Below are 1,228 nucleotides of genomic sequence, written 5' to 3'. Positions count from 1 at the left end.
GGTGGGACCGGTGCTGGTGGGGCCGGTGGTCGCGGGATCCGCACCGGCGGGACCGCCGCTCGGGTCGGCGCCGGCCGCGGACGAGGACGGCGCCACCCCGGTGAGCGACGCCGGGTGCGGCCCGGGCAGATCGGTGAACAGGGCCGCCAGCTGCGACCGCGTCGTCGCCGCCCGGGCCCGGCGCACCCGCGCGTCGAACGCGTCGACGTCCAGCGCCCCGCCCGTGTAGTGGCGGGACAGCGCCCGCACCGTCTCCTCCTGCTCGGCGTAGCCGATCGGGTCCGCGCTCATACCCCGACCGTAGCCGCGATCAGCTGTGGAACAGCACGCTGCGACACGCGAGATGCAGGGCGAGGCGCTCGTCCGGGTCGGCGAGGTCGACGCCGAGCACGTGGCGTACGCGTTCGATCCGGGTCGCGACGGTGTTGCGGTGCACCCCGAGCACCGCCGCGGTCTCGGTCAGCGACGACTCGGCGTCCAGGTAGGCGGTCAGCGTCGTCAGCAGGTCCCCGGGTCTGCCCTGCAACGGTTCGAGCATCGACCGGGCGGCGGGCAGGAACGTGTCGGTGCGGGTCCAGGCCAGCAGCAGCGCCCCCAGCCCGAGCCGGTCGACGTGGACGAACCGGCCGCTGGTGGTGCGTTCGGCCGCGAGCCGGGCCGCGTCCCCGGCCTCGCCGAGGGTGCGGGCCAGCCCGCCCGCCCCGCGGTGCACCCGCCCCACCCCCGTCGAGGTCGGCAGGGACTCGCGCAGCAGCCACTGGGTGCGCCGCGCGGCCGTCGCGTGCTGCTGCAGCTCACCGGCGGTGGGCTGGTGGTCGAACGTCGTCCAGGCGCTCCACCCCGGTCCCTGCTCGACGACGACCGCCCGCAGCCGCGCCGTCTCCACCGCCCGCAGCACCTGCTCCCGGGCGGCGACGACGTCCACCGAGGACGGCACGTCGATCCGCAGGCCCGCGTGCCAGCCGTCCAGCGACCAGCCGGCGTCGAGCGCGCGGCGCCGCAGCCCGCCGGGCACCGGATCCCCGGCCTGCAGGATCTCGGCGAGCAGCGCCGTCCGCAGCCGCGCGTCGCGCTCCACGGTGAGCCGCTGCTCGGCGAGGCGCTGCCGCACCGAGTTCGCGGCGACCGCCAGCGCCGCCCGCAGCGCGGCGGTCTCGGCGGGCACCCCCTCCGGCTCCGCGACGGCCAGGCGGCCGTCCGGCGGGCCCGACCCGAACGCCACCTCCAG

General features: G+C 77.8%; 2 protein-coding genes. Both read right to left on the bottom strand.

All coding sequences use genetic code 11. From position 1 onward, the window contains the following. Positions 1-291: DUF1707 domain-containing protein (locus tag NH602_RS30965; protein ID WP_253069708.1), on the bottom strand; the 291-nt coding region annotated here is incomplete at its 3' end. A 19-nt stretch (positions 292-310) separates the two neighbouring features. After that, a partial coding sequence (locus NH602_RS30960; RefSeq protein WP_253069707.1) for a CdaR family transcriptional regulator occupies positions 311-1,228 on the bottom strand: 918 nt, incomplete at its 5' end.

This window comes from Pseudonocardia sp. McavD-2-B (genome assembly GCF_024124365.1).
Taxonomy (GTDB): Bacteria; Actinomycetota; Actinomycetes; order Mycobacteriales; family Pseudonocardiaceae; genus Pseudonocardia; species Pseudonocardia alni.
The sequence above is the reverse complement of the archived record's forward strand: the minus strand, read 5'-3'. Positions and strand labels throughout refer to the sequence as shown.